This window comes from Kribbella pratensis (assembly GCF_004365355.1).
Lineage (GTDB): Bacteria > Actinomycetota > Actinomycetes > Propionibacteriales > Kribbellaceae > Kribbella.
This window is the reverse complement of sequence record NZ_SODP01000003.1, coordinates 272,847-296,702: the sequence shown is the minus strand read 5'-3', so window position 1 is coordinate 296,702 and position 23,856 is coordinate 272,847. Positions and strand designations below refer to the sequence as shown.

The 23,856-nt window shown below is 68.6% G+C and carries 25 protein-coding genes; 9 read left to right on the top strand and 16 right to left on the bottom strand.

Going from position 1 to position 23,856, the window contains the following annotated elements; translation table 11 throughout:
• Nucleotides 1-6 precede the first annotated feature (6 nt).
• Nucleotides 7-1,284 carry a vWA domain-containing protein gene (locus EV653_RS29160; protein ID WP_134107397.1) on the top strand — a complete coding sequence of 426 codons (1,278 nt, stop codon included), beginning with the start codon at nucleotides 7-9 and terminating at the stop codon, nucleotides 1,282-1,284.
• Nucleotides 1,281-2,015 (top strand): FHA domain-containing protein, encoded by a 735-nt coding sequence (locus EV653_RS29155; RefSeq protein WP_134107395.1) that lies wholly within the window; start codon nucleotides 1,281-1,283, stop codon nucleotides 2,013-2,015. Before EV653_RS29160 ends, EV653_RS29155 begins: the two co-directional genes overlap by 4 nt.
• Here the strand turns inward: EV653_RS29155 and EV653_RS29150 are convergent.
• Nucleotides 2,012-2,473 (bottom strand): hypothetical protein, encoded by a 462-nt coding sequence (locus EV653_RS29150; protein ID WP_134107393.1) that lies wholly within the window; start codon nucleotides 2,471-2,473, stop codon nucleotides 2,012-2,014. The genes EV653_RS29155 and EV653_RS29150 overlap by 4 nt on opposite strands.
• A 110-nt stretch (nucleotides 2,474-2,583) precedes the next feature.
• Entirely contained in the window at nucleotides 2,584-3,522 is a 939-nt protein-coding gene (locus tag EV653_RS29145; RefSeq protein ID WP_134107391.1) for a GNAT family N-acetyltransferase, read from the bottom strand.
• Between the two features lie 257 nt (nucleotides 3,523-3,779).
• Between EV653_RS29145 and EV653_RS29140 the strand changes: the two genes are divergently transcribed.
• A complete protein-coding gene (locus EV653_RS29140; protein ID WP_134107389.1) occupies nucleotides 3,780-4,760 on the top strand; it encodes a glycoside hydrolase family 6 protein in 981 nt (326 codons plus the stop codon).
• A gap of 212 nt (nucleotides 4,761-4,972) precedes the next feature.
• On the opposite strand, the gene groL is transcribed toward EV653_RS29140, so the two are convergent.
• The 6 genes from groL to EV653_RS29110 form a co-directional block, all read right to left on the bottom strand.
• On the bottom strand, nucleotides 4,973-6,598 hold the full coding sequence (gene groL, locus EV653_RS29135) for a chaperonin GroEL (protein WP_134107387.1): 1,626 nt from the start codon (nucleotides 6,596-6,598) through the stop codon (nucleotides 4,973-4,975).
• 225 nt (nucleotides 6,599-6,823) lie between these two features.
• Nucleotides 6,824-7,147 (bottom strand): cupin domain-containing protein, encoded by a 324-nt coding sequence (locus EV653_RS29130; RefSeq protein ID WP_134107385.1) that lies wholly within the window; start codon nucleotides 7,145-7,147, stop codon nucleotides 6,824-6,826.
• A 97-nt stretch (nucleotides 7,148-7,244) separates the two neighbouring features.
• A complete protein-coding gene (locus EV653_RS29125; protein WP_166679613.1) occupies nucleotides 7,245-7,580 on the bottom strand; it encodes an MmcQ/YjbR family DNA-binding protein in 336 nt (111 codons plus the stop codon).
• 34 nt (nucleotides 7,581-7,614) lie between these two features.
• A complete protein-coding gene (locus EV653_RS29120) occupies nucleotides 7,615-8,463 on the bottom strand; it encodes a PASTA domain-containing protein (protein WP_134107383.1) in 849 nt (282 codons plus the stop codon).
• Nucleotides 8,460-8,909, bottom strand: a complete 450-nt coding sequence (locus EV653_RS29115; RefSeq protein ID WP_134107381.1) for a SigE family RNA polymerase sigma factor — start codon at nucleotides 8,907-8,909, stop codon at nucleotides 8,460-8,462. The genes EV653_RS29120 and EV653_RS29115 overlap by 4 nt, the downstream gene beginning before the upstream one ends.
• 91 nt (nucleotides 8,910-9,000) lie before the next feature.
• The gene (locus tag EV653_RS29110; protein ID WP_134107379.1) at nucleotides 9,001-9,741 is read right to left on the bottom strand and encodes a PASTA domain-containing protein; all 741 of its coding nucleotides are present in this window, start codon (nucleotides 9,739-9,741) and stop codon (nucleotides 9,001-9,003) included.
• Between the two features lie 119 nt (nucleotides 9,742-9,860).
• Here EV653_RS29110 and EV653_RS29105 point away from each other — a divergent pair, with 119 nt between their 5' ends.
• Nucleotides 9,861-10,202 (top strand): PspC domain-containing protein, encoded by a 342-nt coding sequence (locus tag EV653_RS29105; protein WP_134107377.1) that lies wholly within the window; start codon nucleotides 9,861-9,863, stop codon nucleotides 10,200-10,202.
• A gap of 107 nt (nucleotides 10,203-10,309) precedes the next feature.
• Here the strand turns inward: EV653_RS29105 and EV653_RS29100 are convergent, their stop codons facing one another.
• On the bottom strand, nucleotides 10,310-11,275 hold the full coding sequence (locus EV653_RS29100) for a glycerophosphodiester phosphodiesterase (RefSeq protein ID WP_134107375.1): 966 nt from the start codon (nucleotides 11,273-11,275) through the stop codon (nucleotides 10,310-10,312).
• Between the two features lie 170 nt (nucleotides 11,276-11,445).
• Here EV653_RS29100 and EV653_RS29095 point away from each other — a divergent pair, with 170 nt between their 5' ends.
• On the top strand, nucleotides 11,446-13,167 hold the full coding sequence (locus EV653_RS29095; protein ID WP_134107373.1) for an ABC transporter ATP-binding protein: 1,722 nt from the start codon (nucleotides 11,446-11,448) through the stop codon (nucleotides 13,165-13,167).
• The gene (locus EV653_RS29090; RefSeq protein WP_134107371.1) at nucleotides 13,164-14,900 is read left to right on the top strand and encodes an ABC transporter ATP-binding protein; all 1,737 of its coding nucleotides are present in this window, start codon (nucleotides 13,164-13,166) and stop codon (nucleotides 14,898-14,900) included. The genes EV653_RS29095 and EV653_RS29090 overlap by 4 nt, the downstream gene beginning before the upstream one ends.
• A gap of 348 nt (nucleotides 14,901-15,248) precedes the next feature.
• Here EV653_RS29090 and EV653_RS29085 read toward each other — a convergent pair whose 3' ends face one another.
• The 3 genes from EV653_RS29085 to EV653_RS29075 all read right to left on the bottom strand — a co-directional run bounded on the left by EV653_RS29085 (nucleotide 15,249) and on the right by EV653_RS29075 (nucleotide 17,367).
• The gene (locus EV653_RS29085; protein ID WP_134107369.1) at nucleotides 15,249-15,791 is read right to left on the bottom strand and encodes an rRNA adenine N(6)-methyltransferase family protein; all 543 of its coding nucleotides are present in this window, start codon (nucleotides 15,789-15,791) and stop codon (nucleotides 15,249-15,251) included.
• A 61-nt stretch (nucleotides 15,792-15,852) separates the two neighbouring features.
• Complete coding sequence (locus EV653_RS29080) at nucleotides 15,853-17,010, bottom strand: CapA family protein (protein WP_238160516.1); 1,158 nt, start codon at nucleotides 17,008-17,010, stop codon at nucleotides 15,853-15,855.
• A gap of 72 nt (nucleotides 17,011-17,082) precedes the next feature.
• Entirely contained in the window at nucleotides 17,083-17,367 is a 285-nt protein-coding gene (locus EV653_RS29075; protein WP_134107367.1) for a helix-turn-helix domain-containing protein, read from the bottom strand.
• 64 nt (nucleotides 17,368-17,431) lie between these two features.
• Between EV653_RS29075 and map the strand changes: the two genes are divergently transcribed.
• Nucleotides 17,432-18,199 carry a type I methionyl aminopeptidase gene (gene map / locus EV653_RS29070; RefSeq protein WP_134107365.1) on the top strand — a complete coding sequence of 256 codons (768 nt, stop codon included), beginning with the start codon at nucleotides 17,432-17,434 and terminating at the stop codon, nucleotides 18,197-18,199.
• Between the two features lie 378 nt (nucleotides 18,200-18,577).
• Here the strand turns inward: map and EV653_RS29065 are convergent, their stop codons facing one another.
• Entirely contained in the window at nucleotides 18,578-19,825 is a 1,248-nt protein-coding gene (locus tag EV653_RS29065; RefSeq protein ID WP_134107363.1) for an Rv2578c family radical SAM protein, read from the bottom strand.
• A 132-nt stretch (nucleotides 19,826-19,957) separates the two neighbouring features.
• Between EV653_RS29065 and EV653_RS29060 the strand changes: the two genes are divergently transcribed.
• Entirely contained in the window at nucleotides 19,958-20,311 is a 354-nt protein-coding gene (locus tag EV653_RS29060; protein WP_134107361.1) for a YciI family protein, read from the top strand.
• A gap of 42 nt (nucleotides 20,312-20,353) precedes the next feature.
• Here the strand turns inward: EV653_RS29060 and EV653_RS29055 are convergent, their stop codons facing one another.
• Nucleotides 20,354-21,187 carry an NmrA family NAD(P)-binding protein gene (locus tag EV653_RS29055; RefSeq protein ID WP_134107359.1) on the bottom strand — a complete coding sequence of 278 codons (834 nt, stop codon included), beginning with the start codon at nucleotides 21,185-21,187 and terminating at the stop codon, nucleotides 20,354-20,356.
• A gap of 69 nt (nucleotides 21,188-21,256) precedes the next feature.
• Between EV653_RS29055 and EV653_RS29050 the strand changes: the two genes are divergently transcribed.
• Entirely contained in the window at nucleotides 21,257-22,048 is a 792-nt protein-coding gene (locus EV653_RS29050) for a TetR/AcrR family transcriptional regulator (RefSeq protein ID WP_134107357.1), read from the top strand.
• A gap of 28 nt (nucleotides 22,049-22,076) precedes the next feature.
• Here EV653_RS29050 and guaA read toward each other — a convergent pair whose 3' ends face one another.
• Together guaA and EV653_RS29040 are read right to left on the bottom strand one after the other, a co-directional pair.
• Nucleotides 22,077-23,639 (bottom strand): glutamine-hydrolyzing GMP synthase, encoded by a 1,563-nt coding sequence (gene guaA / locus EV653_RS29045; RefSeq protein ID WP_202871884.1) that lies wholly within the window; start codon nucleotides 23,637-23,639, stop codon nucleotides 22,077-22,079.
• 9 nt (nucleotides 23,640-23,648) lie between these two features.
• The gene (locus EV653_RS29040; RefSeq protein WP_134107355.1) at nucleotides 23,649-23,846 is read right to left on the bottom strand and encodes a hypothetical protein; all 198 of its coding nucleotides are present in this window, start codon (nucleotides 23,844-23,846) and stop codon (nucleotides 23,649-23,651) included.
• Between the last annotated feature and the right edge of the window lie 10 nt (nucleotides 23,847-23,856).

The window sequence follows — 23,856 nt, the reverse complement described above, 5'->3', positions numbered from 1 at the left end:
CCCGAGATGGCCGACTTCACCGCCAGCGTCTACCAGAACGAGTTCCTGCCCGACGGCGGGACCGACGTACACGCGATCGTCACGGTGAACTGCACCGGCGCCGGCGCGGCCGGGCAGTCCGGTAGCGGCGACGCGGGCGAGATCATCATCGTCGACACGTCCGGCTCGATGGGCCGCGACGGCGTACAGGCCGCGGCGTACGCCGCACAGACCGCGCTCGACCAGATCCTCGACGGGGTCTGGTTCGCCGTGATCTCCGGCAACGACCGGGCCCAGCTCGCGTTCCCGCCGTCCTCGGAGCCGGTGATGGTCCGGATGGACCCGTACACCCGGCAGGCGGCCAAGGACGCGGTCTCCCGCTTCTACGCCGACGGCGGTACGGCGATGGGCACCTGGTTGCGGCTGGCATCGCGGGTCTTCGCGACCGTGCCGTCACTGTCCCAGAAGCACGCGATCCTGCTGACCGACGGCGAGAACCAGCACGAGACTCCGGAGGCGCTGACCCAGGCGATCGAGTCGGTGACCGGTCAGTTCCAGTGCGACACCCGCGGCGTCGGCGTGGCCTGGCAGGTGGACGAAGTACGGCGAATCGCGCAGGCTTTGCTCGGCACGGTCGACATCATCCCGGCGCCGGACCAGCTGGCCGCGGAGTTCTCCAAGCTGATCCAGAACGCGATGAGCCGCGGCGTCGCGCAGGCGGACCTGCGGGTGTGGGCGCCGCAGGGTGCCGAGGTGCTGTTCGTCCGGCAGGTCGCCCCGACGGTCGAGGACCTGACGGCTCGTCGTACGGCGATCAACCCGCTCACCGGCTCGTACCCGACCGGCTCGTGGGGTGACGAGTCTCGCGACTACCACGTGGCGATCCGGCTCGCCGCGAAGGCGGTCGGGCAGGAGCAGCTGGCTGCCCGCGTGCAGCTGGTGATCGGCGACCAGACCGTCGCGCAGGGCCTGGTCAAGGCACTGTGGTCGGCCGACGAGGCGCTCACCACCCGCATCAGCCCGGAGGTCGCGCACTACACCGGGCAGACCGAGCTGGCGCAGGCGATCCAGGACGGTCTGGCCGCGAAGGCCGCCGGCGACACGGCGACCGCGACCACGAAGCTGGGCCGGGCGGTGCAGCTCGCGGCCGCGACCGGCAACGAGGAAGCGACCACGCGACTGCGCAAGGTTGTCGACATCGATGACCAGGAAACGGGTACGGTGCGGCTGAAGCGGACCGTGGAGAAGGCTGACGAGATGGCACTCGACACGGCCTCCACCAAGACCACCCGGGTGAAGAAATGACCGTCAACTGTCCGAGTGGGCACCCGTCCACCTCGACCGACTACTGCGACGTCTGCGGGCTTCCGATCGGCGCCGCCGCCACACCGGCGGCAGCTGCCGTGCCGGCGCCCGCTGTCGCAGCGCCTGGTCCGACTGCCACGCCGGCTCCGGCCCCGGCCGGTCAGTCGTGCCCCAACTGCCAGGAGCCTGCGTCTGCCGACGCGCTGTTCTGCGAGAACTGCGGCTACGACTTCACCACCGGCACCATGCCGCGAGCCGCGTCGCCGCTGGACCTCTCTTCGGCCGGCCCGCCACCGCCGGCGCCGCCCGCTGCCGTTGCGGAGTGGGTCGTCGAGCGGTGGGTCGACCCCGACTGGTACGCCGTACAGCAGAGCGACGACCCGTGTCCGTCGCCTGGTCTGCCGACGGTGATCCCGTTGACCGAGAAGAGCCTGCTGATCGGCCGTCCGTCGCGCAGCCGCAACATCCACCCGGAGATCGACTGCGGTGACGACACCGGTGTCAGCCGTCGCCAGGCGCAGCTCACCACGGACGGCCAGCGCTGGTGGGTCGAGGACCTCCAGTCCTCCAACGGCACGTACGTCGCCTCGGCCGCCGGGCCGCTCCCGGAGGACCCGATCATCCCCGGCCAGCGCCAGGAGCTGAACCCGGACGACCGCATCTACGTCGGCGCGTGGACCCGTCTCGTCGTACGCAAGGCCACCCCGGAAGAACAGGCCGGCCAGGCCTAGGAGGTTGCGCCGGCCTGTGGCTCGCGGGTCCAGGCCGGCGACGGGTTGAAGCACAGCCATTCGATGACGGTCGAGCCGACGACGATCGGGATCGCCCACGTCCAGGGGTGGTGCGGGAGGCCGACGACCGCGACGGCGGTCCAGAGCGCGATCCAGCCTCCGCCGTACCCACGCAGGACGCCGCGGTACCAGAGTCCGCCGGGCGCCTCCGCGGAGCGCTGCCCGAGGTAGACGAACAGGTACGACGCGATCGTGATCGGCCAGAAGTACCAGAGCCGGCTCCAGTCGTACGGGACCATCACCAGTGCGGTCAGGCAGACCAGCGCGATCGTCCAGTGATAGACCTCGCCGGCCCAGTTCAGCCCGCGCCGGCGCAACGTCAGCACGATCGCGAGCGGGCCGAACAGCATGGCGAGAATGCCCGCCACGACATGCAGAATCAACGCGATGTCACGCATCGGAGCGACTCCCCCGCAGTAGGCGCTGGATCACCAGACCCGCCCTAACTGACATGTCAGGGAGCATAGGGTGCGAGGTCGTCGCTCGTCTGCACCTCGGCCGGGCGAGTTCAGCCCTGCGGGAAGGACAGCACCCGACGGACTGCGAAGTTCCGATATCCCATGCGTTCAAAGGACTTCGCCATCGGTACATTGCCGAAGTCCGTGTCGGCCCTGATGTGCTCGGCGCCCAATTCGGCGTGCACGTGGGTGATCTCGGCCAGCAGTTCGTCGATGTACCGGTGACCGCGGTGCTCCGGCAGGACGCCGAGGTACCCGACCGTCGGTCCGCTCGCATTCGCAGACGGGATCGCGAAGCCGATCAGCTTGCCGTCCTCGTTATAGGCGAGCCGCCACCAGGCCCGGTCGCTGTTGTGCATCGCCTTGTACAGGTCGAGCTCCTCCCGGGCCGCGGCCTCGACCCCGACCCTGGCGATCTCGCGCGCCGTTGCGGCATCCAGACTGCCCTGGCTGACTTGCATGAACACGTCGACGAACGCGTCGTCGTCGGCCGGCTCGAATCGCAGCCGGGTGGAGCGCGGCGGCAGTCCGTACTCTGGCCTCCACTCGTACCGCAGCCGGTCGGTGACCGCGGTCAGCCCGGCCGCCGCTGCCGCCTGCGCCCGCGGCTCGAGGCCCGCAACGACGTCCGGCTGCTCCTGCCAGTCGCTGGCCAGGAAGAAGTGGTACTCCGGTTGCTCGGCATCGGCCGGCCTCGACGCGAGGGCGTGCTTGATCAGCTCGGTCCACACCGGGACGGGGTCGCCGTCGCCGGCGTAGTACAGGCCGTCGATGCTGAACGGCAGCTCCTCGCCAGGGCCGCCCCACCAGATCGCGAGGGCCTGGATCACGCCGTTCTCCTCGACGACCCAGGTCCAGTCGTCCCGGTAGTAGCCGTCGGCAACATATTCGACGTACCGCTCGTGGGTGACGGTGTTGACGGACTTCTGCTGCTCGATCAGAGCAAGGATGGTGTCGAGGTCGGCCTCGACGGTGGTGCGAATCGTCACAGATCCTCCAGCAGGAGGCGCGGATCCGCTCAGCGCGAGCTGTCGGAGCGGATCGGGTGCGCCGGGAAACAAGTCAGTGTGCTCATCGGTCGCTCCTTCCACTCCTGGATCGGTCTCGCCGGGCCAGACTCTAAGGTGCCGACGGGGTCATAGTCCACCTGTTATTCACAGCTGGGATGACGAGAACGGCCGAGCTCTGAGAGTAGTCTCATCGGCACATTGAGTGATCATTCCGTGGATGGAAGGACGCCTCACCGATGCCGACTCCGCGAGCGGGCCGTGCAGGCCGCCGTACCGGCCGATTGATAGCTGCCGGTCTGTTGCTGTCCGCCGCGCTGCTCGCCTTCGGCCGGCCCGAGACCGGGCTGGCCGAGGCGACGGGCGATCCGCTGAAGCTGACCAACGGGTTCTACGTCGACCCCGGCTCGGCCGCGGCGGCCTATGTACGACGGCATCCCGAGGACACCGAACTCGCGTCGAAGATCGCCGGGCAGGCGTCGGCGCGCTGGTTCGGCACGTGGAGCGGGGACGTGAAGGCGGCTGTTGCGGCGTACACGATGGATGCGGATCGGGCGGACAAGCTGCCGGTGCTCGTCGCGGACAACCTGCCCGGCGGACCGTGCGGTGTCGGCGGTGGGGCGGCGTCCGAGGCGGCGTACCGGAGCTGGATCGCGGGCTTGTCGGACGGGATCGCCGTACGGCCGGCCGTCGTGGTGCTCGAGCCCGACGCGCTGGCGCGACTCGACTGCTTCCCGCCGGCGGAGTGGGACGGGCGGATCGCGATGCTGAAGTACGCCGTGGGGCTGCTCGCGGTGAAGAACGTGAACACCTGGGTGTATCTGGACGCCGGGAACGTGGGGTCCGGGGACGCGAAGGAGATGGCGCGTCGGTTGCGGCTCGCCGACATCGGCAAGATCCGCGGGTTCGCCTTGAACACTGCGAACTACTTCACCACGGCCGAGTCGGTCACCCGCGGTACGGCGATCCTCCAGGCCCTCGGCGGCGGCAGCCACTTCGTCATCGACACCGCCCGCAACGGCAACGGCTCCGACGGCAGCTCCTGCAACCCACCCGGCCGCAAACTAGGCACTCCCCCCGCCAGGTCCACCTCCCCGGTAGATCTCCAGCTCTGGCTCCGCACCCCCGGCGAATCCGACGGCCCCTGCGGCCTGACCCCCACCCTCCCCGTCCGAACCTTCTCCGCTCTCCTGGCCCACCACCTCATCGCCGGAACCTGACCCACCTCCGAGGTCGAGTCGTGGCAAACGGCTGAGGCCGACTTCGCCGAGTCGTGAGATCCGGCGACGAAACGCAGCCAAGATCCACGACTCGCCGTTCCAGGCACGAACCAAACGCCACGACTCGGCGAGGTGCGCCGACAAACAGCAGGCGGTCCCGGGCTGGGCCCGGGACCGCCTTTACTGCGTGTGCTGTGCTGTCGGACTTCAGATCAGAAGTCCATGCCGCCCATGTCGGGCGCGCCGCCCGGAGCGGCTGCTGCCTTCTCCGGCTTGTCGGCGATGACGGCCTCGGTGGTGAGGAACAGGGCCGCGATGGACGCCGCGTTCTGCAGCGCCGAGCGCGTCACCTTGGCCGGGTCGATGATGCCGGTCTTGATCAGGTCGACGTACTCACCGGTTGCGGCGTTGAGGCCCCAGCCCGGCTCGAGGTTGCGAACCTTCTCCACCACGACGCCGCCCTCGAGGCCGGCGTTCACGGCGATCTGCTTCAACGGCGCCTCGACCGCGGACCGCACGATGGCGGCACCGGTGGCCTCGTCACCCTCGAGGTCCAGCTTCTCGAACGCGATCACCGATGCCTGCAGCAGAGCCACGCCACCACCGGCGACGATGCCCTCCTCGACGGCCGCCTTCGCGTTGCGAACGGCGTCCTCGATGCGGTGCTTGCGCTCCTTCAGCTCGACCTCGGTGGCCGCGCCGACCTTGATCACCGCAACACCGCCGGCCAGCTTGGCCAGGCGCTCCTGCAGCTTCTCGCGGTCGTAGTCGGAGTCCGACTTCTCGATCTCGGCGCGGATCTGGTTGACCCGGCCGCCGATCTGGTCCGCGTCGCCCTCGCCCTCGACGATGGTCGTCTCGTCCTTGGTGACGACGATCTTGCGGGCCTGGCCGAGCAGCTCCAGGTCGACCGAGTCGAGCTTGAGACCGACCTCCTCGGAGATCACCTCGCCGCCGGTGAGGACGGCGATGTCGACCAGCATGGCCTTGCGGCGGTCACCGAAGCCCGGCGCCTTGACGGCGACGGCCTTGAAGGTGCCCTTGATCTTGTTGACGACCAGGGTCGCCAGCGCCTCGCCCTCGATGTCCTCGGCGATGATGGCCAGCGGCTTGCCGGTCTGCATGACCTTCTCCAGCACCGGGACCAGGTCCTTGATGCTCGAGATCTTGCTGTTGACGATCAGGATGTACGGGTCGTCGAGAACCGCTTCCATCCGGTCGGTGTCGGTCACGAAGTACGGCGAGATGTAGCCCTTGTCGAAGCGCATACCCTCGGTGAGCTCGAGCTCGAGGCCGAAGGTGTTGCTCTCCTCGACGGTGATGACGCCTTCCTTGCCGACCTTGTCCATCGCCTCGGCGATGATCGAGCCGACCTGGGTGTCCGCGGCCGAGATGGACGCGGTCGCCGCGATCTGCTCGCGGGTCTCGACCGGCTTGGCCAGCGCGAGCAGCTGCTCGCTGACCGCCTCGGTCGCCTTCTCGATGCCCTTCTTCAGGCCCATCGGGTTGGCGCCGGCCGCGACGTTGCGCAGACCCTCGCGGACGAGAGCCTGGGCCAGCACGGTGGCCGTGGTGGTGCCGTCACCGGCGACATCGTCGGTCTTCTTGGCAACTTCCTTGACGAGCTCGGCCCCGATCTTCTCGTACGGGTCCTCGAGCTCGATCTCCTTGGCGATGGAGACACCGTCGTTGGTGATCGTGGGGGCGCCCCACTTCTTCTCCAGCACGACGTTGCGGCCCTTCGGGCCGAGCGTCACCTTGACGGCATCGGCGAGGGTGTTCATCCCTCGCTCGAGGCCGCGGCGCGCCTCTTCATCGAAAGCAATCAGCTTGGGCATTCTCCGCGAGTCCTCCCGCGTCGAGTCTTTGTGGTTCAGCCGGCCCGGATGCCCGCGACGGACGGCACCGACCCGCGACGCTCATGTCCCGCCGCGCTCCGGCACCTCATCGAGGCCGTCTTCTTGCACACTCCCGGGGCGCCAGCACTTATCACTCTCGCCCTTGGAGTGCTAACCAAGTATTAGCACTCGACCCAAACGAGTGCAAGCCAGGCCCCCGGTGGCTCACGCGGCCGGCGCCTCCGCCGGACCGAAGACGATGATCCGTACGCCGGTCTCGGTCCGCGGCTGGTGCCGGCTGCCGGCCCGGTAGTAAAGGTACGTCCCCGCCGGGTAGGACCGGCCGTGGTCGAGCAGCTCGCCCGACGCGACGTAGATCAACTCGTCCCGGTCGTGGACGTCGACCTCCGGCCAGGTGATACCGGCCTCGAGGTCGAAGGCGCGGACCAGCACCTGCCCGCTGGACGGCAGAGCGCGGCGGACGATGCCCGGCGCGACGGGGCTGGTTTCGGCGTCATCGAGCAGGACTGCTTGGGGTTCGTTCGGCATGCTCACAATCTGGCACCACGGCTCCGACCGGCAACAGGCTCGTCCCGGTCCCGGACCGGACGCATCCGGACATGCCACGGCGCGGCACGCCACCCGGTCAGGCGGTCAGCTGGGCGACCAGGTACTTCGGGGCGGTGAGGCGGTAGGCCTCGGTGATGAGCTCCTGCAGCTCCTCGGCGTCAGCCAGGTCGAGCCGGATCAGCACCCACGCGAACCGGCCACCTGCCCAGGACGGCGAATACGCCTCCGGGTCCTCCGCGACCAGCGCTTCCTGCTCCTCCCGGAGAGCCTTCAGATGCAGGTGCGTCTGGTCCTCGGACATGTAGGCGAAGCTCTTGTTCCGGACCTTGAAGACCGGCTGGCCCGCCCACCCCTCGTGCTCCTCGGCGCCCGGCAACCCGGCCATCACCTTCACCACCGCCTGCGCATCCATACCCAAACGCTAGGCACCCCCGCCGACAGTTTCCTCAGCCGGCGACGGTCACCGTCACGGTCGCACCTGGCTTCAGCATCGTGCCCGGAGCCGGCGAGACCTTCAGCACCTGCCCCGCGGGATAGTTGGGCGACCTGACCGTGAGGAGCCGGGACTTCAGCCCGACCTGCCGGAGCACAGCGGCGTACGCCGTCCCCGTCGGCCCGTGGAGGTCCACCCGTAGCGCCTCGTAGCTCGGCACGCCGGTCCGGTCCGCGACGACCGCGATCCGGGCCAGCATGCGGTCGACCTCCGCGGCACTCGTGGACGACTCGGCGCGGAACCACACCTTGAGAGACGGGATGCTCACCGTGCCGTCACAGATCGTCGTGTCGGCCTTCGCCTCCGGATAGTTGGTCCCCGAGCAGGTCGTCCGTTGCCGCTCGGCGCGCACTCCGTCGATCTGGAAGGTCTCATCGGCACGGAAATCGACCCGCGGGCTGCCGTAGTGCATCTCCACGCTCTCGACCCCCGCTGGACGGAACGCCGCACAGAACAGCATGGCGCTGGGGTCGTCGATCTGGACCGTGTCCTGCTTCGGAGTACCGCATTGGCTCTTGTTGGACGGCCAGTCCGCCGGGACAGCGATCGCAGCGTGGCCGAACCCGACCATCCTCATCGCCGGCGGGACCGGAGCAGGCGAGCTGCCTGGCACGGTCGACGTGCGAGAGGTCAGCAGGGTCGACGCACCAATGACAGCCCCGACCGCTACTACGGTCGCGGCCATGAGTCCCGCAGTACGGCGGTGGCGTCGGCGGGCTGCTCCGGCGTACAGGGTGTCCAGTGGGGGTGGGCCGACCGGGGTTTGCTCGGCAGTGCGTTCCAGTAGGTCTGTCAGCTTCATCGGGGGTCTCGCAGTTCTGCCAAATGTGGGTCCTGTGCGAGGGCCTTCACTGCACGGGACAGGCGGCTCTTGACCGTTCCGGCGGCTACGCCGAGGACAGTCGCCATCTGAAGCTCGGTCAGGTGCGCGTAGTAGCGCAGTACGACAGCTGTCCGTTGGTCGTCCGGCAGTCCGTCGAGTGCGCGCATCACGGCGTCTGTTTCGTCGATACCAGCGGTCGGATCGACATCGGCGTACTCCGGTAGCACTGCGGACGGTCGCTCTCCGTGCCACCGGCGTCGTCTGGAGGAGTGGAAGCAGTTGATCAACACCCGGTGTACGTACGCGTCGCGGTCGTCGGCGGCGCGGACTCTGTTCCACTTGACCAGGCAGCGCTCCAAAGCGGTCTGGACGAGGTCTTCGGCTTCCGGCGGGGTGCAGCCGAGGAGGACCGCGCTGCGGACCAGCGTGGGCCAGCGTGCGGGTGACGTACTCGCTGAAGTCGTCCATACCCCTCCTCACCCGTACAGACAGGGTGATGGCCGCCGCAGGTTCCCTCTACTTGATCACTGTCAGCGTGACTGTTTCGCCCGGGCTCAGGAGCGTTCCGGGAGATGGGGAGATGCTGACGAGCCGACCAGGCTTGTAGACGGTTGACGTCCTCGTACTGACCTCAGGCTTGAGCCCCAGCTCCCGAAGGCGCGTCGCGTACGCCGTACCGTCCCGACCGTCGTCCACCAACCGGGAGCTTGGTACGCCCACACGATCCGGCAGGATCGCGATCCGAGCGAGGATCTCGTTCACTTCCCCGGCGCTGGTGGACGACGAGGCACGGAACCAGACGTGCAACGACGGCAGGCCTACCGCACCCCAGCACACTCCGTCGCTCGCACAGCTCGTCCGCCGGCGCTCAGCCCGTACGCCGTTCAAGGTGAACGTCTCGTCGATCCGGAAGCCGCTCGGCGGGTCGGTGTCCAGCTCGACGCTGTCAACGTCCGGCGGACGCGGCAGGTCGCAGAACGACGCCGCTGCCGGATCGTCGATCAGCACGGTGTCGCGGTGCGGGATACCGCAGCGAGAGGCGTTCGTACCCCACACCTTCGGTACGGCGATCGCCGCGTGCCCGTAGCCGACCATCCGCATCGCCAGCGGCGCCGGGGGCGGCTCAGGGGTGGTGATCAGTGTTCCGTTGCCGTTGGAGCTCAGTGCGTTGGTGACGCCGATGACAGCCAGCACAGTGGTCGCGGCGGCAGCCGACGCCAGAACGCCGCGAGTCCTACCGGTGCGCGGGGGCTCCACACCCCTAAGTGTGAGTGCTGACGACGTACTCCGGTAGCGAAAGTCGTCAGGGGCGGATCAGGGGTCGGTCGGTACCGATCCGGATGCCGCGAGCGGCGCGGAAACGGGACAGTGGAGCCATGACGAACTCCAACGCACCGTTCCAGAACCTGTCCGGCAAGATCCTCCGTCGCTCCTCGAACCAGCGGATGCTCTCCGGCGTCTCCGGCGGCATCGCCGAGTACCTCAACGTCGACGTGACCCTCGTCCGCCTCGGCTGGGTCGGCCTGACCCTGATCACCGGCGGCGCCGCGATGATCGGCTACGCGGTCGCGTGGATCGTGATCCCGGAGTCCGACGGCAAGGCCGTGTGGCAGAACGTTCAGCAGTCGGTCAACCAGCACCAGGACGCGACCGAGAACGACATCGCCTCCCGTATCTACGACGACACCACGACCAACAACAAGCCCCCGGCCGCGTGACCTCCACCAGCATTTGCCTGGCCGACCAACGAGCGTAGGGGTTTGTGAGCCGTACTCAGGGTCACAAACCCCGAACTTGCTGGGTCAGCCAGGCAAATGGGGACGGGCTAGACGTTCAGGGCCGGTTTGCGGAGTGCAGCCAGCGCCTGGTCCGGGTGGTCGGCGAAGACGCCCTGTAGTCCCAGCGCGGCGAAACGCATCAGCTCTGTCGGGTAGTCGGTGGCAGTAGGCAGGAACCGACGCTCCGCGCGGAACGTCCAGACCTGCACCTCCAGACCGACGCGGTGGGCCTGCTCCACCAGCCGGGTCGGCTCGCCCAGGCAACCATCCGCAGTACGTGGAATGACCAGGTCTTTGTGCGGCGCCAGCACGTGGGCGTACGTCGCGATCTCCCGCAGTCCGGCCGGTTCGATCAGGTCGGCGTACGTGCGGCCGTCACCAGTGCGCAGGAAGTCGTTCGGCGCGCTCTCCGCGTCGATCAGCTGTACCAGCGGCACCCGGGTCATCACCGACAGCCGTCGCAGGCTCGTCGGCTCGAACGACTGCACCATGATCTCGTCGACGCGCAGTCCGAGCGCCAGGATCCGCTCCGTCAGCAGCTCCTCCAGCGGCAGTCCGAGCCGCCGGAAGTACGCCGGGTGCTTGATCTCCGGGATCACCCCGATCGGACGACCGAGCCGCGCCGACTCCCGCCGCGCCAGCTGGACAACCTCGTCGAAGGTGGGGATCGCCTCCAAGCCGTCGTACGCCGTGTTGCTCGCCCGGAGCGCGGGCATCCGTTCCCGGGCGCGCAGGGTGCGCAGTTCGGCGAGCGTGAAGTCCTCGACGAACCAGCCGGTGACAGCTGTCCCGTCAACGATCTTGGTGATCTTCCGGTCGGCAAAGACCGGGTGGTCGGCCACGTCCGTCGTACTGGAGATCTCGTTCTCGTGCCGGCAGACCAGGACGCCGTCCAGGGTCGCGACCAGGTCCGGTTCCAGGTAGTCGGCGCCCTGTGCCGCGGCCAGCCGGTAGGCCGCCGGCGTGTGTTCCGGACGGTAGCCACTCGCTCCCCGATGCGCGATCACCAACATGGATCCAGGACAGGGGCCACACATTGCCCGGCGGGAACCCGTTGCCCAACGCAAGGTGAAGCTCTACCGACCGTCACCATCAGGCCGGCGACGGTGCCGCATCAGGAGGTCCACAGACGCGAGTAATTCGCATGCGGAGTGTCGGAGGCGGGACCTAGCCTGAGGGGGCCATGAGACAACTTCCCCTCGCCGATCCCGGCGTCCCGAATCATCGTTCGCCGGCCCGCTATCTGTGGTGGGTGGCCGGCGGTCAGGCCGGCACGCTCGCAGGCGGGATGGCCTTCGGCATTCTGTGGATGGGCGCGCAGGCGTTCATCCCGGCGATCCTCGGGCGGGCGATCGACGAGGGTATCGCGGCGCAGGACGGCGAGCGGCTGCTGCAGTGGACCGCGCTGCTGTTCGCGGTCGGCGTGGTGCAGGCGCTGGCCGGCATCATGCGGCACCGGTTCGCTGTGACCAACTGGCTGATGGCGGCGTACCGGACCGTCCAGGTGGTGACACGGAAGTCGGCCCACCTCGGCGCGACGCTGCCCAAGCATCTGGCCACCGGCGAGGTGGTCAGCGTCGGCGCGGGCGACCTCGCCTACATCGGCAACCTGATGGAGGTCTCGGCCCGGTTCGCGGGCGCGATCGTCGCGTTCGTCGTGGTCGCGGCGATTCTGCTCTCGTCGTCGACCGTGCTCGGCCTGGTGGTGCTCATCGGCGTACCGATCATGCTGTTCTGCCTCGGACCGATGCTGCGGCCGCTGCACCAGCGGCAGTCCGCGCAGCGCGAGGCGGTCGGCGAGCTGAACTCCTTGGGTTCGGACATCGTGGCCGGGCTGCGGGTGCTGCGCGGGATCGGCGGTGAGGAGTCGTTCTCCCGGCGGTACCGGAGTGAGTCGCAGGAGGTGCGGAAGGCGGGTGTGCGCGTCGCGGGCATCCAGTCGATGCTGGACGCCGCCCAGGTGCTGCTACCGGGGATCTTCGTGGTGCTCGTGGTCGGCCTGGGTGCGCACTTCGCACTGCGTGGCGACCTGAGCGCCGGGTCGCTGGTTGCCTTCTACGGCTACGCGACGTTCCTGGTGCTGCCGCTGAGGACGGCGACCGACTTCGCCAACCAGCTAATGCGTGGGCTTGTCGCAGCCGGCCGAGTGATTCGCGTGCTGAAGCTGGAGCCGGACGTCACCGATCCCGCAGCCCCACTGGACCTGCCGGACCACGGTGACCTGGTCGATCCGGTCTCCGGCGTGCGTGCGCGCGACGGACTGCTCACCGCGGTAGTGGCCGCCGAGTCAGACAGCTACGCCGAGCTCGCGGACCGCCTGGGGCGGTACGACGACGCCAGCGAGGTCAGGTACGGCGGCGTGACGCTGGCCAGCGCTACCCGAGCGGCTGTTCGGGAGCGGATCCTGGTGAGCGACACCGGCTCCCAGATGTTCACCGGCGTACTGCGGACCGAGCTCGACCCGGACGGCCGCCGTACCGATGACGAACTGATGGCTGCGCTCCGTACTGCGTCTGCCGAGGACGTCCTGGTCGCGCTGCCGGACGGGCTCGACTCCGAGGTCGAAGAGAAGGGCCGCTCGTTCTCCGGTGGTCAGCGCCAGCGGCTGGTGCTCGTGCGGGCGCTGCTCGCGGACCCGTCCGTGCTGGTCCTGGTCGAGCCGACCTCGGCCGTCGACGCGCACACCGAGGCGCGCATCGCGGACCGGCTGCGCGACTACCGAGCCGGCCGGAGCACCGTCGTACTGACCGCGAGCCCGCTGCTGCTCGACCGCGTCGACGAGGTGATCTTCGTCGCCGCCGGCCGAGTAGTTGCCACCGGCAAGCACCGTGACCTGCTCGAGAACGAGCCGCAGTACCGCCGGACCGTCACCCGCCAGACCGAAGAAGAGGAGGCCCTGCGATGAGGCAGATCCTGCCCGTTGCCGGGCCGGCCGAGATTCGGCAGCACGCGCGCCGGCTGGCGCTGCGCCATCCGCGCAACCTGCTGATCGCGTTGGTGCTGCACGTGCTGGCGGCGGTGTCGGGACTGGCGGCGCCACGGTTGATCGGTGGCCTGGTGGAGGACGTGCAGAACGGCACGACCGCTGCGAAGGTCAACGAGGTCATCGTGGTGATTGCGGTCTTCATCGTCGCGCAGTCGCTGCTGACGCGCTGGGCGCGGTACCGCTCGTTCGCGCTGGGCGAGCAGGTGCTGGCCGAGCTGCGTGAGGAGTTCGTCGACAACGCTCTGGCGCTGCCGATCGGCACGGTGGAGCGGGCCGGCACAGGTGACCTGCTGTCGCGGACGTCGCGGGACGTCGACACGTTGTCCCGGACGGTGCGGTTCGCGGTACCGGAGACGATCATCGCGTTCGTCACCGTGATCTTCACGGCGATCGCGACTGTGCTGGTCGGGGTCTGGGTGCTGGTGCCGCTGGTGGCGATGGTCCCGATGCTGTGGCTGAGCACGAAGTGGTACCTGCGTCGTGCGAAGGACGGTTACCTGCGGGAGAACGCGGCGTACGCCCAGATGACGAGCTCGCTCGCGGAGACGGTCGAGGGTGCGCGGACGGTCGAGGCGTTGCGGCGGTACGACGACCGCGTGCGGCGCGGGGATGTGGACATCCGCGGGTCGTATCTGGCCGAGCGCTACACGCTGTTCCTACGGACCGTGTACTTCCCGGTCGCGGAGCTGGGCTATCTCGTGCCTGTCGTGGGGACGCTGCTGTTCGGCGGCTGGCTGCACCTCAATGGGCACGCTTCGCTCGGCGCCGTGACAGCTGCCGTGCTGTACGTGAACCAGCTGATCGATCCGGTCGACCGGTTGCTTTCCTGGCTGGACGAGCTTCAGTCCGGCGGCGCCGCGTTCGCCCGGCTGCTGGGCATCAGCGACGTACCGGATGACCGGACGCCGTCGGGGCAGCAGCCTTCGTCGGAGCTGGTCGAGGCGCGAGATGTGCGGTTCTCGTACGTCGATGGTCGCGACGTACTGCACGGTGTGGATCTGACGATCCAGCCTGGTGAGCGGATCGCGGTGGTGGGGCCGTCGGGTGCCGGCAAGTCGACGCTGGGGCGGTTGGTCGCGGGCATCCACCCGCCACGGACCGGTGCGGTGACGGTCGGCGGGGTCGGCATGACGGAGCTGCCACTCGACGAGCTCCGCAAGCAAGTCGCACTAGTAACGCAGGAGCACCACGTCTTCGTCGGCACGCTCCGAGACAACCTGGCGATGGCACGCCCGGCTGCGTCCGACTCCGAGCTTTTGGATGCCTTGGCAGCAGTCGACGCCCGTGAGTGGGCGCAGGCGCTACCCGACGGCCTCGACACCCGGGTTGGCTCCGGCCAGCTCGCACTAACACCTGCCCAGGCACAGCAGCTGGCCCTAGCCCGGTTGGTCCTTGCCGACCCACACACCCTGGTCCTCGACGAGGCAACCTCCCTCATCGACCCCCGAGCAGCGCGCCACATGGAACGATCCCTGGCTGCGGTCCTCGAGGGTCGCACGGTCATAGCCATCGCCCACCGCCTCTACACCGCCCACGACGCCGACCGCGTAGCAGTAGTAGAAGACGGCCAAATCACAGAACTAGGCAGCCACGACGACCTAGTAGCCCGCCAAGGCTCCTACGCCGCCTTGTGGAACTCCTGGCACGGCTAACGCGCCGAGAGGGCTAAAGCTCCTGCCGGTCCCCGCGGGCTGCGTGTCATCCGCAAGCAGCCACCCGCCTGGCCACGTCAGCCTGAGGACGCGGACACCGCCGCTCCAGTCGACGAGAGGGTTTGCCTCGCCCCGCGGGTGAGTGTCATCCGCGAGCGGGCGGCCCCTGCCCACCTGCACATGAGGGGCGGGCACCGCCCGCCCGTCGCATACATGGGAGTTCCCTCCCTGAGCTCGGGCACTCGCCCACCTCCCCTCAAGCAGACGCAACTCGCTCGGGCCGCCCGTCGAGCGGTTGGCGGTCCTCCCTCCCCCGCCCCCGAGCGAAGCGAGGGGGCGGGGTTTCTTTCAGCGTTTGCGTAGGAGGAGTACTGCGGAGTCGACATGTGGAGGTGGGGTAAAAGCCTTGCGGGGAAGGCGAAGCCCGATGGACGGGTCGTAGTAGCGGAACCACCGGTTCGCGCCCGGCGCCTCGCCGCGGGCCCACCGGTTCGCTACCTGCCGCTGGAGCACGAGGTCAGCAGACACCAGGCGTGAACCGGGCGCCAGCAACCGCTTCAGCAGCAGCGTAGAGATGTTGTACGGCGGACTGGACACCACCCGGAATGGCCGTGACGGCAACCGGAGATCACCGGCATCCGCACGGACGACCGTCACCGGCGCGTCCGCGAACCGTTTCCGCAACCGATCGGCACGACCAGGATGGAGTTCGACGGCGACCACCCGGGCGCCGGCCCGGACCAGCGGTGCAGTGAGCGCACCGAGTCCGGCCCCGACGTCGAGGACGAGCTCACCGGGCTTGACCCCGGCCGCGTCCACGACCCGTTGGGCCCAACGACTATCGAGCGGATGCCATCCCCAGGCACCCCTCGCCTGCCCGGAGCCGGGCACGACGGACCATCACGAAGTACGTAATCATGCAACGGACCCTAGACCGTCGAACCCCAACAGCTCAAAGCATTTTCGGCGCCGCACCGAGCGACAGAACCGTCTCCGTCGTACGCCGCTGCGCCAGCTCGAGCCGGCTCTTCTTCGCCACCGACGTGCCCTTTGCGAGCTCACGCCGTACGTCGAGAACCCGCACCGGCAGCACATCCGTCATCAACAGCGGCGCGAACTCGGCCTGCTCGGTCGACCACCGGTCGCCGTCACGCTTGAACGTGAAGCGGACGACCAGCCCTTCGGCCTTCGTGCTCTCGGGTTCGCGATGCGCGGCGACCAGGTTGCCCAGACCGTACGCGACCCACTTGCCGTCGAACTGCTCCATCGGCTGGACAACATGCGCATGGTGACCGATCACCAGATCAATGTTGCTATCAGCAAGCAATTGCGGCGCGACCTCGCGCTGCTGGTCGTTCAGCTTGCTCGAGTACTCCGTGCCCCAATGACAGCTGACCAGGACGAGATCGGCGCCGCGATCCTTCGCCTCCTGCGCCTTGCGGGCGATCGTCTTCGCGTCGATCGTGCCGGCGCGCCAGGTCTGACCGTTCGGGTACGGCAACCCGTTGAACCCGAACGTGAAACTGAGCGAAGCGATCTTCACACCGCCGACGTCGACGATCGTCGTCTGCTCCGCCTCGGCCCGCGACCGCGCCGTACCCGCATGCTTCAAACCGACCTTGTCCAAGGTGTTCAGGGTCCGGTCGACCCCGTTCGCGCCGCCGTCGAAGCTGTGGTTGCTGGCGGTCGTGCACAGGTCGTACCCGGTCTGCTTGAGCGCGGCTGCGATCTGCGGCGGACCCTGGAAGAGCGGGTAACCGTGGTACGGACCGCCAGCAGGTGCAAGCGGAGTCTCCAGGTGCGCGATCGAGAGATCCGCCTTCTGCACAAGGGGTTTCACGCTGCTCATCAGCGGTGCGAAGTCCCAGTCGCCATCGCTGCCATCACGTTTCGCCGTTGTCCAGAGACGTTCGTGCAGCAGTACGTCACCGGTCGCCACGACGGTAATCCGATCAGGCTGGTTTGCCTGTTTCGGTTCTGTGGTCCTTGCGGACTTCGTGCCGTGATCGCTGGTCGTGTCCGCGTAGGTGTCCGCGATACATCCGGTCGTCGCCATCGCCGCGGCGCCGGCCAGCAGGCCCCCGAGCACCGCACGTCGTCGTACTGCCATCCCCAGCCCCCTTTGTCGCCGATGAAGACGCGGCGCCGGGGGCTTTGGTTGGGACGGAGATCCGATCGTGTCCTACGCGATCAGGTCGGAGCTGCTGGCTCTACCTTCCGGCCGGCTGTCCTGGCACGCGTCCACCAGGTCGTCGAGGGAGATCTCGAGAGTGGCGGCGACGGCAGCTACCGTGAACAGGGCCGGCGTCGGGATCCGGCCGGTCTCGATCTTGCGGAGCGTGTCGACCGAGACGCCGCACGCCGCAGCCACCTCGACCATGCTGCGCTCGCCGCGCGCCGCGCGGAGCAGACGGCCGAGCTGACGACCGCGTTCGCGGTCCCAGGTGGACAGAGGTGGTCGGACCATGAGTGTGATAATAGTACCGGTATAGTTATCCGGTGGCATCGAGTCGTGAACGAGGAAGCAAACGATGGTCGAGTTGAAGACGGCGGCGGAGATCGAGCAGATGCGCGAGGCCGGGCGAGTCGTCGGTACTGCGCTCGCCGCGGTGAAGAAGCAGGCCGCGGCCGGGGTCTCGCTCCGCGAGCTCGACGAGGTCGCCCGGGACGTGCTGCGTTCCGCCGGGGCGGTGTCGTTGTTCGAGGGGTACCAACCGGGGTTCGCGACGTCGCCGTTCAGCGGTGTGATCTGCACGTCGGTGAACGACGCCGTACTGCACGGTCTGCCGAGCGACCTTCGACTGGAAGACGGGGATCTGCTCAACGTCGACTGCGGCGCGTCGATCAACGGCTGGTGCGCGGATGCCGCGACCAGCTTCTGCGTCGGTACGCCGCGACCCGAGGACCTCGAGCTGATCGCCACCACCGAGGAAGCGCTCGCCGCGGGCATCGCGGCCGCCGTCGAAGGCAACCGCATCGGAGACATCAGCGCCGCGATCGGACGGATCGGCAAGCGCGACAACGTCGGCACCAACCTCGACTTCGGCGGCCACGGCGTCGGCCGCCGCATGCACGAGGACCCGCACATCCCCAACGGCGGCCGCCCGGGCCGAGGCATGAAACTCCGCGCCGGCCACGTCTTCGCCATCGAGCCCTGGTTCTGGGCCGGCCCCGGCTCCACGTACATCATCGACGAAGACGGCTGGACCCTCCGCTCCGCCGACCACACCCGAGGCGCCCACGCCGAACACACCGTCGCCATCACCCCCGACGGCCCCCAAATCCTCACCCTCCCCTAGCCACCGCGGCCACCCCGCGGTGTGCCACCAGGCGCTCCGCGGTCTCGGCCCGGCAACTCGATCCCCTGCCGCCGAGCTACAGCCGTACACGGCTCGCTCGTCGCCACACGCGCCGCTCCCACCCACCCTCCGACCCATCCCCTGCGCATCCGGTCCGGTGCCTCGCCTGCCCAACCCCTCCGGCGCCCGGCGTTCGGAACCCCGCCGGCTCACCGCCTGCGCACCCCCGGCTCACCGCCTGCGCACCCCCGGCATCGCTGGACTCACGCGCTACCGCGCGGGCGATCGCAATCTACTCACGCGGACCGCACAATCGCGGATCACGCCGTTGCGTCGTGGTGACCAGAACCCTGGACCGCGCCGGTCGACCGCCTAGGGTCAGAAGAGGGCTTCCTGTGTGGGAGTTGTGGGGCGACTCCGCCGGGTAGGCGGACGGCGGAAACGATCCGTCGCCGGGTCGGACACTGATGCATCGCTCAGGTCTGCCCCACCCTCGCTCGCCGATCCTGCCCCAGCCCTGCTCGCTGATTCTGCCTGCCTGCTGCTCGTCGACTCAGATTCCGGCAGCAACGCGTCGCTTGGGGCCTCGCCCCAGCCGGAGGTGGTGCCGTGGCCGTTGACTACTCCGGTTGCGGGCGTGGGGTGCATGCCGTTGAGGGGTTTGGAGCGGTGGGAGGAGCCTCGGCCGAAGCCGTGTTTGTCGAGGAGGGGGCGGGCCTTGTCTTCGAAGGCTTTGCGGTAGCTGGGGCCGGCATAGGAGCCGTGGGCGTAGAGGGATTCGTACCGGGAGACGAGGTCGGGGTGGTCGCGGGCCAGCCAGGCCATGAACCAGTCTTTGACGCCCGGGCGCAGGTGGAGGATGAGAGTGGTGACGCCAGTGGCGCCGGCTTCGGAGAGTTGGCCGAAGAGGTCGTCCAGCTGGTCGGCGGAGTCGGTGAGCCACGGGAGAACGGGGGCGACCATCACCCCGCACGGGAGGCCGGCGTCGCGGATTGCCCGGATCAGGTCCAGGCGACCGCGGACCGAAGGGACACCGGGCTCGAGGCGGCGCCGGAGTTCCTCGTCACCTAGAGCCAACGAGATCCCGATACCGACTCGCACCTCGGAAGCAGCGGCCGACAGCAGATCCAGATCCCTGCGAAGCAAGGTGCCCTTCGTCAGGACCGACAGTGGTGTGCCGGAGCCGGCGAGAGCCTCGATGATGCCGGGCATCAGCCGGTAGCGGCCCTCGGCGCGTTGGTACGGATCGGTATTGGTGCCCAGGGCAACTTGTTCATGATTCCAGGACGGGCGCGCCAGTTCCCGCCGGAGTACGTCGGCGACGTTGGTCTTCACCACGATCTGGCGGTCGAAGTCCTGGCCGCTGTCGAGCTCCAGGTACTTATGGGTCGGTCGGGCGAAGCAATACCGACAGGCGTGCGTGCAACCGCGATACGGATTGACCGTCCAGTTGAACGGTAATCCCGTCCCGGGCACCGAGTTCAGTGCCGACCGTGCGACTACCTCATGGAACGTGATGCCTTGGAACTCCGGCGTCGTGACCGACCGGACCAGACCCGCGATCAACCCGAGCCCCGGCAACGTGCCTGGGGTCTCGGCATCCAACTGCTGACCCGCCCATCGCATGCCCAATAGTCGAACACATGTTCCCCTGGATGTCCAATATCGTGTCCAGGCGCTTGTCGGATCCGGCGGGCGGCGTTCGTTGCAAGAGCGAGAGAGGGCGGGGTGGCCGCCCCGGACAAGGAGCACCGAGACATGACCCAGTACCTGATCTCGTTCGAGAAGGGTGCGATGGACCACATCCCCGCGGAGGACTTTCCCGACGTCGGCAGGGCTGCCCACGCGGTGATTCAGGAGACCAAACGCGCCGGCGTGTACGTCTACGGCGGCGGCCTGAGCTACGACGACGGCGACGTGGAGTGGGGCGTCGTGGCGACCGATGGGACTGTCGCCGACGGCCCGGGGCCGGGCGGCAAGGAACTCATCGGCGGCCTCACCATCGTCGACGTACCCACCCGTGAGGCCGCCCTGGAGTGGGCCGCGAAGATCGCGGTCGCGTGCCGCTGCGCGCAGGATGTCCGCAAGTTCGGGTTCGACCCGGAGCGCTGACCGACCCATCTCCCGGGCTCGCGGAGCCCGGGAGATGGCATGTCAGCGGAAGGCGGCGGCGTTGGCGACCGCCCACTCGCGGTAGGTCACAGCGGGTCTGCCGAGGAGCTCGGGCACCGCCGGCTCCGGCTTCATCGGATACTCCGCCATCATCCGGAAGCCATCGAGCAACCACTGCGCGGTCTCCAGCCCGATCGCCGGCGCAAGCTCGTCGAGGTACTCCTGCGGCGTCTGCTCGATAAAGCGCACCTCGCGCCCGATCGCCTCCGCGATCTGCTCGACTTCCTCCGGCGGCGTGAGCGCCTCCGGCCCGCTCATCATGATCTTCTGGCCGGAGAAGCGCTCCGACAGCAGCACCACGCGCGCGACCGCGGCGATGTCCGCGAGGTCGATCGGCGTCTGCACGGCCCCGGCGTACGGCGCTCGCACGACGCTCTCGGCCTTGATCGACGGCGCCCAACCGAGCGTGTTGTTCATGAACTGCCCCGGACGCAGGAAGGTCCAGTCGAAGCCGCCCGCCTCGATCGCGCGCTCGATCCGGTAGTAGTGCCACGCCGACGGATCCCCCTGCGCCTCATAGTCGGCCGGCTCGCCCGAGAGGACGACAACTCGCCGCACACCGGCCTCCTTCGCGCAGCGGACAAAGTCGTCGACGTACGCCGGAAGCGGCGCGAGGTAGACCGTGTCGATGCCGGCCAGCGCGGCCGGCAGCGTCGACGGCCTGCCGAGATACCCGCGGGCGACCTCCACCTCGTCCGGCAGCGCCGCGCGAGCCGGATTGTTGGTCAGCGCCCGCACCGCCGCGCCCGCCGACACCAACTCGTCCACGAGCAGCCGGCCGACACTGCCGGTCGCCCCTGTCACCAAGATCGTCATACCGCTCCTCCCTCACGACAATTCTCGTAGGGTATACGAGAATTCAAGCGACCGCCTATCGTTGTCGGCGTGAGCGAGCGGCGAAGCGGTCAGGGGCAGCCGGACAAGACGCTGGCGTTGCTGTGGCGCAACCACCGCCGCCCCGCAGCCGAACCAACAGCGAACGAGCCGGCCAGGCAGCGTGGCGCGGGCAGGCGACCATCGCTCAACGTGGACGACGTCGTGCAGACAGGCATCCGGCTGGCCGACGAGCAAGGACTCGCGGCAGCCTCGATGGGTGGGCTCGCCAAGGAGCTCGGCGTCGGCACGATGACGCTGTACACGTACGTGCCGTCCAAGGACGAGCTGCTTGACCTGATGGTCGACCAGGTGCTCGTCGAACGCGAGCTCCCCGGCCCGGGTGCGCCGCGCCCCGACGACTGGCGCGCGCAGGTCGAGATCTACTCGCAGCAGACCCGCGCGATGTTCCAGCAACACCTCTGGCTCTCGCAGGTCTCGACGATCCGTCCGCCGGTCGGGCCGGGCATGCTGGCCGGCCGCGAATACCTACTGTCCGCGGTGCTCGGTCTCGGCCTGACCGCGACCGAGACGAACACGGCTGCCCTCGCCATCACGACGTACGTCGACTCCGCCGCCCACCTCGAGGCCGAGAGCCGGCTGGTCGAGCGCACCACGGGGCAGACCAACGACGCCTGGTGGTTCGAGCGGAACGACCTGTGGGAGACGTACTTCGATGTCGACCGGCATCCCGCGATGACCGCGATCTGGCATGCGAAGGGGTACGACTCAACTCCCGCCGACTCGTACCGCTACGGCCTGGACCGCCTCCTCGACGGCATCGAGGCGATGAAAACCCTATAGATCAAGGGAGATCACCCCGTGTGACCGGTTACTCCCACTCGATGGTGCCCGGCGGCTTGCTGGTGACGTCGAGGGTGACGCGGTTGATCTCGTCGACCTCGTTGGTGATGCGGGTCGAGATGCGCTCGATCACGTCGTACGGCAAGCGGGACCAGTCGGCGGTCATCGCGTCCTCGCTGGTGACGGGGCGCAGGACGACGGGGTGTCCGTACGTGCGGCCGTCACCCTGAACGCCGACCGAGCGTACGTCGGCCAGCAGGACCACCGGGAACTGCCAGATGTCGCGGTCGAGCCCGGCCGCGGTCAGCTCGGTGCGGGCGATCAGATCGGCCGCGCGGAGGATGTCGAGCCGCTCGCGGGTGACCTCGCCGATGATCCGGATGCTCAGGCCCGGACCCGGGAACGGGTGCCGGTAGACCATCGTCTCCGGCAGGCCGAGCGCCAGGCCGAGCTCGCGGACCTCGTCCTTGAACAGCGTCCGCAGCGGCTCGATCAGGCTGAACTGCAGATCGTCGGGCAGACCGCCGACGTTGTGGTGCGACTTGATGTTCGCCGCGCCGGTGCCGCCGCCGGACTCGACGACGTCCGGATACAGCGTGCCCTGGACCAGGAACTCGATGTGCCGCTCGGCGTCCACCTTGCGCGCCGTCGCCTCGAACGTCCGGATGAACTCGCGGCCGACGATCTTCCGCTTCTGCTCCGGATCGGTCACCCCGGCGAGTGCGGTCAGGAACTGCTCCTCGGCGTCGATCGCCTCGAGCCGGATCCCGATCGCGGCGACGAAGTCCTTCTCGATCTGCTCGGACTCACCGGCCCGCTGCAGACCGTGGTCGACGTACACACAGGTCAGCTGGTCGCCGATCGCCTTGTGGACCAGGGCCGCCGCGACCGCGGAGTCGACGCCGCCGGACAGCGCACACAGCACCTGCTTGTCGCCGACCTGCCGGCGGATCAACTCGACCTGCTCGTCGACGACGTTGGTCGTCGTCCAGTCACCCTTGCAGCCGGCGATCTGGTAGAGGAAGTGCTCCAGCACAGCCTGCCCGGCCTGCGAGTGCAGGACCTCCGGGTGCCACTGCACGCCGGCCAACCGCCGGTCCAGGTCCTCGAACGCCGCGACCGGCGCACCCTCGGATGCTGCCAGTACGGCGAATCCGGCGGGCGGCGCGTGCACTGCGTCGCCGTGCGACATCCACACGTTCAGGTCCTCGGGGATGTTCGCGAGGAGCGTCCCCGGCTCGCTGACGGTGACCGGCGTCCGGCCGAACTCACGCAGTCCGGTACGTCGGACGTCGCCGCCGAGCGTCTGCGCCATCGCCTGGAACCCGTAGCAGATTCCGAACGCCGGTACGCCGGCCTCGAAGAGCGCGGTCTCGACCCGCGGCGCGCCCTCGGCGTACACCGATTGCGGACCGCCGGACAGGATGATCGCCTTCGGCTCGCGCGCCAGCATCTCCTCGATCGGCATCGAGTGCGGCACGATCTCGGAGTACACCTTCGCCTCGCGCACACGGCGCGCGATCAGCTGCGCATACTGCGCTCCGAAGTCGACAACCAAGACCAACTCATGCTGTGCAGATTCCTGGGCCACCTGCAAAGCCTATCGGTGCAGGTCAGCAGGGCTGTAATCCGCCGGTCGGGCAGTCACCGGCAGTGGGTCGGTGGTGATCTCCAGGCCCGGGAAGCGGCGTCGCATCGCTGCCTCGTAGCGGGCGGCGGCGGCCTGGTCGCCGATGTAGTCGGAGATCTGGTGCGGACCGAACCACAGCCGGACTCGGCATCGGGAGGTTGAGCTCACGAGTCGGACG

Excerpts from the sequence above, each read along its gene's own strand:
- EV653_RS29140 (WP_134107389.1), top strand. The coding sequence starts at position 3,780 with ATGCCGACTCCGCGAGCGGGCCGTGCAGGCCGCCGTACCGGCCGATTG.
- map (WP_134107365.1), top strand. The coding sequence starts at position 17,432 with ATGGTCGAGTTGAAGACGGCGGCGGAGATCGAGCAGATGCGCGAGGCC.
- EV653_RS29075 (WP_134107367.1), bottom strand. The coding sequence starts at position 17,367 with ATGGTCCGACCACCTCTGTCCACCTGGGACCGCGAACGCGGTCGTCAG.
- EV653_RS29155 (WP_134107395.1), top strand. The coding sequence starts at position 1,281 with ATGACCGTCAACTGTCCGAGTGGGCACCCGTCCACCTCGACCGACTAC.
- EV653_RS29065 (WP_134107363.1), bottom strand. The coding sequence starts at position 19,825 with ATGCGATGGGCGGGTCAGCAGTTGGATGCCGAGACCCCAGGCACGTTG.
- groL (WP_134107387.1), bottom strand. The coding sequence starts at position 6,598 with ATGCCCAAGCTGATTGCTTTCGATGAAGAGGCGCGCCGCGGCCTCGAG.
- EV653_RS29100 (WP_134107375.1), bottom strand. The coding sequence starts at position 11,275 with ATGTTGGTGATCGCGCATCGGGGAGCGAGTGGCTACCGTCCGGAACAC.
- EV653_RS29130 (WP_134107385.1), bottom strand. The coding sequence starts at position 7,147 with ATGCCGAACGAACCCCAAGCAGTCCTGCTCGATGACGCCGAAACCAGC.
- EV653_RS29150 (WP_134107393.1), bottom strand. The coding sequence starts at position 2,473 with ATGCGTGACATCGCGTTGATTCTGCATGTCGTGGCGGGCATTCTCGCC.
- EV653_RS29095 (WP_134107373.1), top strand. The coding sequence starts at position 11,446 with ATGAGACAACTTCCCCTCGCCGATCCCGGCGTCCCGAATCATCGTTCG.
- EV653_RS29080 (WP_238160516.1), bottom strand. The coding sequence starts at position 17,010 with ATGGCAGTACGACGACGTGCGGTGCTCGGGGGCCTGCTGGCCGGCGCC.
- EV653_RS29090 (WP_134107371.1), top strand. The coding sequence starts at position 13,164 with ATGAGGCAGATCCTGCCCGTTGCCGGGCCGGCCGAGATTCGGCAGCAC.
- EV653_RS29105 (WP_134107377.1), top strand. The coding sequence starts at position 9,861 with ATGACGAACTCCAACGCACCGTTCCAGAACCTGTCCGGCAAGATCCTC.
- EV653_RS29060 (WP_134107361.1), top strand. The coding sequence starts at position 19,958 with ATGACCCAGTACCTGATCTCGTTCGAGAAGGGTGCGATGGACCACATC.
- EV653_RS29120 (WP_134107383.1), bottom strand. The coding sequence starts at position 8,463 with ATGAAGCTGACAGACCTACTGGAACGCACTGCCGAGCAAACCCCGGTC.
- EV653_RS29160 (WP_134107397.1), top strand. The coding sequence starts at position 7 with ATGGCCGACTTCACCGCCAGCGTCTACCAGAACGAGTTCCTGCCCGAC.
- EV653_RS29125 (WP_166679613.1), bottom strand. The coding sequence starts at position 7,580 with ATGGATGCGCAGGCGGTGGTGAAGGTGATGGCCGGGTTGCCGGGCGCC.
- EV653_RS29055 (WP_134107359.1), bottom strand. The coding sequence starts at position 21,187 with ATGACGATCTTGGTGACAGGGGCGACCGGCAGTGTCGGCCGGCTGCTC.